Annotated in this window: 8 protein-coding genes; 1 reads left to right on the top strand and 7 read right to left on the bottom strand. The window is 72.2% G+C overall.

Annotation, left to right across the window (positions count from 1 at the left end; genetic code table 11):
- Window positions 1–399: 399 nt before the first annotated feature.
- The 6 genes from AB0A74_RS29360 to AB0A74_RS29335 all read right to left on the bottom strand — a co-directional run bounded on the left by AB0A74_RS29360 (window position 400) and on the right by AB0A74_RS29335 (window position 5,461).
- The gene (locus tag AB0A74_RS29360) at window positions 400–783 is read right to left on the bottom strand and encodes a DUF3040 domain-containing protein (protein WP_309116618.1); all 384 of its coding nucleotides are present in this window, start codon (window positions 781–783) and stop codon (window positions 400–402) included.
- Window positions 784–1,024: 241 nt separating this feature from the next.
- On the bottom strand, window positions 1,025–1,840 hold the full coding sequence (locus tag AB0A74_RS29355; RefSeq protein WP_358254424.1) for a hypothetical protein: 816 nt from the start codon (window positions 1,838–1,840) through the stop codon (window positions 1,025–1,027).
- Between the two features lie 168 nt (window positions 1,841–2,008).
- Window positions 2,009–2,266 carry a hypothetical protein gene (locus AB0A74_RS29350; RefSeq protein ID WP_358254422.1) on the bottom strand — a complete coding sequence of 86 codons (258 nt, stop codon included), beginning with the start codon at window positions 2,264–2,266 and terminating at the stop codon, window positions 2,009–2,011.
- Window positions 2,267–2,350: 84 nt separating this feature from the next.
- Complete coding sequence (locus AB0A74_RS29345; protein ID WP_343934511.1) at window positions 2,351–2,992, bottom strand: Crp/Fnr family transcriptional regulator; 642 nt, start codon at window positions 2,990–2,992, stop codon at window positions 2,351–2,353.
- A 60-nt stretch (window positions 2,993–3,052) separates the two neighbouring features.
- On the bottom strand, window positions 3,053–4,330 hold the full coding sequence (locus AB0A74_RS29340; protein WP_343934512.1) for a DNA polymerase IV: 1,278 nt from the start codon (window positions 4,328–4,330) through the stop codon (window positions 3,053–3,055).
- A gap of 36 nt (window positions 4,331–4,366) precedes the next feature.
- Window positions 4,367–5,461: an amidohydrolase family protein gene (locus tag AB0A74_RS29335; RefSeq protein ID WP_358254420.1), complete on the bottom strand. Its 1,095-nt coding sequence runs from the start codon at window positions 5,459–5,461 to the stop codon at window positions 4,367–4,369.
- A 38-nt stretch (window positions 5,462–5,499) separates the two neighbouring features.
- Between AB0A74_RS29335 and AB0A74_RS29330 the strand changes: the two genes are divergently transcribed.
- Window positions 5,500–6,807 carry a glutamine synthetase family protein gene (locus AB0A74_RS29330; protein WP_358254418.1) on the top strand — a complete coding sequence of 436 codons (1,308 nt, stop codon included), beginning with the start codon at window positions 5,500–5,502 and terminating at the stop codon, window positions 6,805–6,807.
- Here AB0A74_RS29330 and AB0A74_RS29325 read toward each other — a convergent pair.
- Window positions 6,788–7,363, bottom strand: a complete 576-nt coding sequence (locus tag AB0A74_RS29325) for a sigma-70 family RNA polymerase sigma factor (protein ID WP_358254416.1) — start codon at window positions 7,361–7,363, stop codon at window positions 6,788–6,790. The genes AB0A74_RS29330 and AB0A74_RS29325 overlap by 20 nt on opposite strands.
- Window positions 7,364–7,449: the final 86 nt, after the last annotated feature.

Here is a 7,449-nt window from a genome sequence, read left to right as displayed (position 1 = left end):
GGCGTGCGGGGCGGGGCGTGCGGGGCGGGGCGTGCGGGGCGTGCGGGGCGGGGCGGGCGGCGTGGCGTGGGCGGCGTGGCGTGGGCGGCGGCTCAGTGCACGTGTCGGGCGTGGTTGGCTGGCGGCGAGTTGCGCATCGAGCGGGCCCGGACTAGTTGCGGGCCGGACTAGTTGCGCGCCCAGGCTGGGGTGGTGGCCTTGGTGCGGGTTGCCGTTGTGCCGCGCTCCTTGTTTACGGGACGCGTGAGATGGGGTTTGGTCGCGGATCCTGTATGTCGCTCGATTTGGGTGATGTGTCGAGCGCGCGCTAGTAGGGGGTGGGGTAGGGGTAGTGGGGGTGGGTGGGCATGCCGCACGGCCCGCCCTCCGGGGAGGGCGGGCCGTGGGGGCAATGGCTTCCTACTCGTCCTCTAGGCGACGACGGAAACGCTCTTCCATCTTCTGGGAGAACGAGCTGCGGCTGGGGCGGCTTCCCTCTTCGCTGGGCTCGTCGGCACCCTGGTCACCACGACGCAGCGTCGTCACGGTGAGCAGCACGCCGAAGAACATCAACAAGAAGCCGACCACGCTCACCACCGGGATACCAGCGAGCTTCGGCAACATCACACCCGTCACCAGCAGAGCCACACCCACGGCGAACAGCGCGATGCCCTGGATGCGACGCCGTCGGGACGGCTTGCGCAGCTTGGCGCCGCGCACAGTGGATGCGAACTTCGGGTCCTCGGCGTAGAGCGCGCGCTCGATCTGGTCGAGCAGTCGCTGCTCGTGCTCGGAGAGTGGCATGGCTCCTCCTCCGGCACAGCGGTCGCGGGCGCCGGGTGTTCACGGTTGCCGCCGGTCCCGGCGGACGCCCCACCCTGGGGGCGTCACAACCAGGATACGATTCGCGAGGCTTGGCGACTACCCAGTCCGCGCCCCTAAGCGGTTCGTTCGGTCACCATCATCCTCACGGGTCAACGGTAGGACCTTCGTGAGGTCACGAAACGGACCACCCGGAGTCGCCGACGACGCCCAAGGTCAACTGTCAACCCCCTGCGCGACCGTCCGCGCCCGCCGACTCTATTCGGAACTCCGAAGTACCGGTGGGTGAGGGGTGTACTCGCAGCGACGGTCGAGGCACGGCGGTTCTGCCCGGCGGGGTTGGTGTGGCCGGTGGAGCGTCCGCGGCGGGCGAGGGCGAGGAGGCCTTCCCGGGGTGGGTGGCGGTGCGGGGGTGGGCTGCCGTGCGGATGCGGGTGGGGCCTGTCGGCGTGGTGGGGCGGGTGGGGGTGAGGGTGGTCAGGAAGTGTTTGATCTCTTCCCCTCGTTTTGACAGCAGGCGGGCGAGGTCTGACGGCGGGATGCCGCCTCGGTGAACGGCGTCCCGCAGGACAGCGCGGCGCGCGTGTGGGCACGTCAGGTGCCTTGTGGTGTCGGCTACCGCCCTCAGCAGCGGGGCCGTGGGGAAGCCTGCTCGCAGGCACGGCTCGACCGTGGTTCGGGGGCGTAGGGCCTTGACCTCGTCGGTGGGTTCCATCGGGCGGGGCGTCAGGAGCAGGACCTGACCGGTTGCCGGGACTGTGCGCAGGCCGTGCAGGTGCAGGGCGTCCAGACCGGTAAGCAGTGCGCCCGGGCCGGCGTAGCGGAGCGCCGCCTGCACCCGTTGGCGACGGGTCGCGGGTTTCCGGGTCAGCAGGAGGACGCCCGGGAGCAGGGGTTGCCACTCGCCGGACTGCCGCCTGGTCACCAGTTCCTCGTGGTCCAGCCCCAGGGTGATCAGGTCGGCCGCGGTCGCCACCTGGTGCGGGAACAGGGTGGCCAGGGCTTCCACGGTGATGCTGGTTCGGGTTTTGGTGTGCATGGGTCCACGATCGGGCCCGACGAACGACTCGGCGAGCAGCGAATGCCGGATTGTGGACAACTCCGGGGCTGTGGACAAACAAGCGGAAGAGGCCTTCTGCGGACCCGACCGCCCGCAGAAGGCCTCTGGGAGACGACGACCGCCCCTCGTCGGCCGCCGTGTGGCCCGCTAAAGCCGGACCAAGTCCTCGCGGATCTCCTCGTCCAACGTTCGCCGCCCCGCCCGCACGGTCTGCCACGCGTCGTAGACGGCGACCAGCGCACCCGACACCACCACGGCCACGGCCAGCGCGACCAGGCCGTTCGTGTCCAACTGGGTGATGATCACGGCCGCGGCCCACAGCTGGACGGCGGTGAAGACCAGGGTGCAAGCGAGGCGTTCGGTGAAGCGGCGGCGCGACCGGGCGGGTTCCTCGTTTCGGTTCATCTCTCCCCCTTCAGCTCGTCATGGCTCATTTGTAAGGGGAATGACGGACGCCTTCTGCGTCAGATGACGCACAACGAGGGGAATTCAGGTGGTCAGGTCGTACAGCCGGCTCACCTGGAGGATGTCGATCTTCTTGCGACCTGTCCTGATGATGCCCTGTTCGCGCAGTGATCGCAGCACCCGGACCAGCGATTCCCGGGACGTCCCGGCGATGCCCGCCAACTCCTCCTGGCTGAGCGACACGGCTCCCTGGTCGGCTATCCCGCGTTGCAGCGCCACGTCGATGAGCACGGCCGCGACGCGCTGGGTGGCGGTGCCGCTGAACTGGATGCGCTGCCGGTCGGTGTCCCGCTGCCGCGCCACGACCACCGTCAGCACGGCCCACGCGATGCGCGGCCGGCGTTGGCACAGGTCGGCGAACGCCGTGTCGGTCAGCACCAGCGCCCGCACGTCCACCAGGGCGCGCACGGTCGCCGACCGGGGTCGCCCGTCGATCGCGGACCGCTCCCCCACGATGTCGCCCGCGCCGCGCACGGCCAGCACCTTCTCGCCGCCGTTGGCGGTGGCGGCGGTGACCCGGAGCAACCCGCGCAGGACGACCAGGACGTGCCGGCTGACCTCGCCCTCGTGGCACACCACGGCCCCGCTGGCGTAGTCGCGCTCGGTGCCGGTCGCGGCCAGCACCGCGTGCTCGGCGGGCGTGAGGAGACCCCAGAAACGGTCCACGCCCGACAGGGTGGCCCATGATCGCCCCCGCTGTCCGGCACGACCACCCGAACGGCGCGCCTAGCGGTCCGGTTTGGGTTCGGGCAGGTTCGGCTGGGCCGGGGCGGAGGACAGCAGGGACGCGGGTTTCACGGCCGCCCGGCCGAAGCGTGTTCGCGCCTGGTCGGCGGCCTGCTCCGCCTCGCGCCAGCCGCGTTCGGGGGCGTCGAACATGAGCTGCTCGCCGTCGTCGCCCTCGACCAACTGCTCGATGCGCACGCCGATGAGGCGCACCGCGCCCGGCGGCACCTGCTCGTCGAGCAGGGTCGAGGCCGTCTGGTAGACCTCGCGGGTCACGTCCGTGGCCACGCGCAGCGTCTTGGACCGCGTGATGGTGGTGAAGTCGGCGAACCGCACCTTGATCGACACCGTGCGCCCGCGCAGCCCGCGCTGCCGCAGGGTGGCCGCCGACCGCTCGGACAGCCTCAGCAGCTCCCGCCGCAGCACCTCGCGGTCGTAGTGGTCGACCTCGAACGTCTCCTCCGCGCCGATCGACTTCTCCCTGGTGGACGGCACGACGGGGCGGTCGTCCAGGCCCTGCGCCAGGGCGTGGAGGTGCTCGGCCAGCGCCACGCCCAGGACGCGGCGCAACCGGGGCAACGGGGTGGCCGCCACGTCCGCCACCGTCTCCAGCCCCACGCGGTCGAGCTGCTCGGCGGTGCGCTTGCCGACGCCCCACAGCGCCGACACGGGCAGCGGGTGCAGGAACTCCAGCACGTCGGAGCGCGGCACCACCATCATCCCGTCCGGCTTGCACATGCCCGAGGCGAGCTTGGCCAGGAACTTCGTGGGCGCCACGCCGACCGAGCAGGTGACCCCCTGCGCCTCCTCCACCTGCCGGCGGATCAGTGCCCCGATCTGGGCCGGTGTCGCCTTCAGCCGCCGCAGCGCCCCGCTGACGTCGAGGAACGCCTCGTCCAGGCTCAGCGGCTCGACCAGGGGGGTGATGTCGCGGAAGATCGCCATCACGCCCCGGGACACCTCCTGGTAGCGCGCGAAGTTCGGCATCACGAACACCGCGTGCGGCGCGAGCCGCCGGGCGTGGGAGGTGGGCATGGCGGAGCGCACGCCGTACTCGCGCGCCAGGTAGTTCGCCGACGACACGACACCGCGGTTGGCCGTGCCGCCGACCACCACGGGCTTGCCGGCCAACTCCGGGTTGTCGCGGATCTCCACGGACGCGTAGAAGGCATCCATGTCGACGTGCAGCATCGAGCAGCCGGTGTCGTCCGGCCAGACGTCGCCCCGCGCCCGGAACCGGTCGACCAGGCCGCGCGGCAGGTTCGCGCTGCGGCCCATGAACCCTCCCCCCGGTCCGAACGCTTGTTCGACAGTCTAGTCCAAACGGTAGGCCCGGCGCGCGTTCTCCCACCCGATCAGGTGAGCGATGCGCACGGCGTCGGCCTCCGCGAAAGCATGCCTGCGCAGGGCCGAGAGCAGGAAGTCCGACAGCGCGCGCCGGAAGAACAGCGCGCCCAGGTGGTACAGCTCGGCCAGCGCGAACGCGTCCGTGGAGAACAGGAACTTGCCGTAGGGCACGATCTCCAGCGCCTCGGCGAGCACCCGTCCGGCCTGGTGACCAGCGTTGTGGGTGGCCAGCCCGACGTCCACGAACACGTGCGGGAACACCTGCGCCAGGTACCCGGCGGTGCGGTGGAACGGATAGTTGTGCAGCAGCATGATCGGCACGCCGAGCGGTTCGGTGGCCCGCAGCAGCGGCGTGAGCAGGGACGGGTCCGCCCGGTGCAGCGTGACGTCCCGGTCGCCGTAGCCCACGTGGAACTGCACCGGCAGCCCACGCTCCAGCGCCTCCCACACCAGGAACCGCGACAGCACCTCGTCCGCGCACCGACCGTTCCCGGCCCACCGCTCGCACGCGGCCACGACCTCCGCGTCGGACGGCCGTTCGGGGGCCAGGTCCAGGCCCACCCGGTAGGCGGCGATCGACTTGGCGGCCACGGCCGGCGTGCGTTCCAACGCGGCGCGGACCGCGTCCGGGAACGCCTTCGGGCCCTCCCCCACCGCCTCCTCGGCCAACCGCTCCAGCCGCAGCACCGGGAATTCACGTGATCCGGTGAACACCGACGGCCCGGACAACCGTTCCGGCCACAGGCCGCCGTCCACCAGGAACACCGAGATCCCCGACGCGACCAGGAACGCCCGGTTCACCTCGGCGGCCCCCAAGGACAGCCGCCGCGCCATGTACTCGTCGGCGGGCGCGTTAGGCGCCAAGTCGAGCAACGGGGCGCACCAACGGCGCACCGCGAGGCCCACGGCCGAGTCGAACAGCGATGTGCCCCACGGGCTGACCACGTCCGCCTCGGTCAGCAACTCCTCGAACCCGGTGCGGTCCACGTCGTCCCGCAGCACCCCGTGGCAGTGGTGGTCCACGAGGTTCAACTCGGCCACATAAGGCAGCAGCGGCTCCACTTGTTGAAGAGTAGTGACCTGGTGTAACCACGCACCTCATGGACACGGACGAACGGCAACGCCGGTACGACCGGGCCGCCGACCTCGTGGACGACCTCGCCGACCGGGACGTCATCCTCGTCGCGATCACCTGGGTCGACCACAGCGGCATCACGCGCGTGAAGTCCGTGCCGCTGCGCAGACTCCCGGACGCCGCCGCGCACGGCGTGGGCGCGTCCCCCGTGTTCGACGCCTTCCTGCTGGACGACTCGATCGTGGCCGGTCGGCACGCCGGCGGCCCGGTGGGCGACCTGCGGCTGCACCCGGACCTGGACCGGATCACCGTGCTGGCGGGCCAGCCGGGCTGGGCGTGGGCGCCGGCGGACCGCCACGACCAGGACGGCGTGCCGCACCAGCGGGACGAACGCGGTTTCGCGCGGGCGATGGCCGACCGCCTGGCCGTGCACGGCTACGACGTGCGGGCCGGGTTCGAGGTGGAGTGGGCGGTCGGGCAGCCCGGCACCGACGACTTCGTGCCCGCCGCGACCGGTCCCGCCTACGGGCACACCCGGCAGGTCGAGCTGTCGGACTACTGCGCCGACCTGGTGGCGGCGCTGGGCGAGCAGGGCGTGGAGGTGCTCCAGTTCCACCCGGAGTACGCGCCGGGCCAGTTCGAGGTGTCCACCGCGCCGGAGGACCCGGTGCACGCGGCCGACACGGCGGTGCTGGTGCGCGAGACCGTCCGGGCGATCACCGCGCGGCACGGGCTGCGGGCGTCGTTCTCGCCGAAGGTCGTGGCGGACGGGGTGGGCAACGGCGGGCACCTGCACGTCAGCCTGTGGCGGGACGGGCGGAACCTGGCCGGGTCGCCGGACGCGGAGTCGTTCGCGGCCGGGGTGCTGCGGCACCTGCCGGGGCTGTGCGCGATCGGCTGCCCGTCGGTGGCCAGCTACCTGCGGCTGGTGCCGTCGCACTGGGCGGGGGCGTTCGCGGCGTGGGGCGTGGAGAACCGGGAGGCGGCGCTGCGCGTGGTCGAGGGCCGCGACCTGGAGGTCAAGTGCTACGACCCCGCGGGCAACCCGTACCTGGTGGTCGGGGCGACGCTGGCCGCCGGGCTGGCCGGGATCGTGGACGGGTTGCGGCTGCCGGAGCCGGTGGACGTGGACCCGGTGCACGTGGCGGGCGTGCCCCGGCTGCCGCGGTCGCTGGAGGAGGCGGTGCGGGCGTTCGAGGCGGACGACGTGCTGGTGGAGGCGTTCGGCCCGGAGTTCGCGGCGACCATCGTGGACGTGCGGCGCGGGGAGGTCGCCCGGTTCGCCGGCGCGTCGCCCGAGGAGGTCGCGCGCGTCACCCGGTGGCGGCACTGAAGCGGGACATCTCCTTGCGCAGCCGCGACAGCGCGCGGTGTTGAGCGACCCGGACCGCGCCCGGCGAGGAGTCCACGACGGCCGCCGTCTGTTCGGCGGACAGGCCCACGACCACGCGGAGCAGCAGGATCTCCTGTTGCTTCTCGGGGAGGACTTTCAGCAGGTCGCCGACGTGGCGGGCGAGTTCGTCGCGCAGGGCGGCCTGCTCGGGGCCGTCCTCGTCGGTGGGGGCGTCGGGCAGCTCGGGGACGGGGTCGGCGCGGTTGCGCAGGGAGGCGCGATGGGCGTCGGCGACCTTGTGGGCGGCGATGCCGTAGACGAACGCCAGGAACGGGCGGCCGTGGTCCTTGTACGTCGGGAGCGCCGTCAGGACGGCTACGCAGACCTCTTGCGCGACGTCGTCGGCGGAGGCGAAGGACCGTTCCTGGCGGCCGACGCGGGCGCGGCAGTAGCGCACGACCAAGGGGCGGATGGCGCCGAGCAGCCAGGCGGTGGCGGTGCGGTCGCCCGCGACGGCCTTGCGGACCCCGTCGTCGAGGTCGGGGGTGTCGGCCATCAGGCGGCCTCGGCTAAGTGCGGGTCTCCCACTGCGGGCTCCTCGCGGGTAGGCGGCGGTTGCCTCCCGCGTTTCTACCGCAAGTT

Origin of the sequence: Saccharothrix sp. NPDC042600 (assembly GCF_040647305.1) — a bacterium.
In the GTDB taxonomy this organism is placed as follows: domain Bacteria; phylum Actinomycetota; class Actinomycetes; order Mycobacteriales; family Pseudonocardiaceae; genus Actinosynnema; species Actinosynnema mutabilis.
This window is presented reverse-complemented; position numbering and strand designations above follow the sequence as displayed.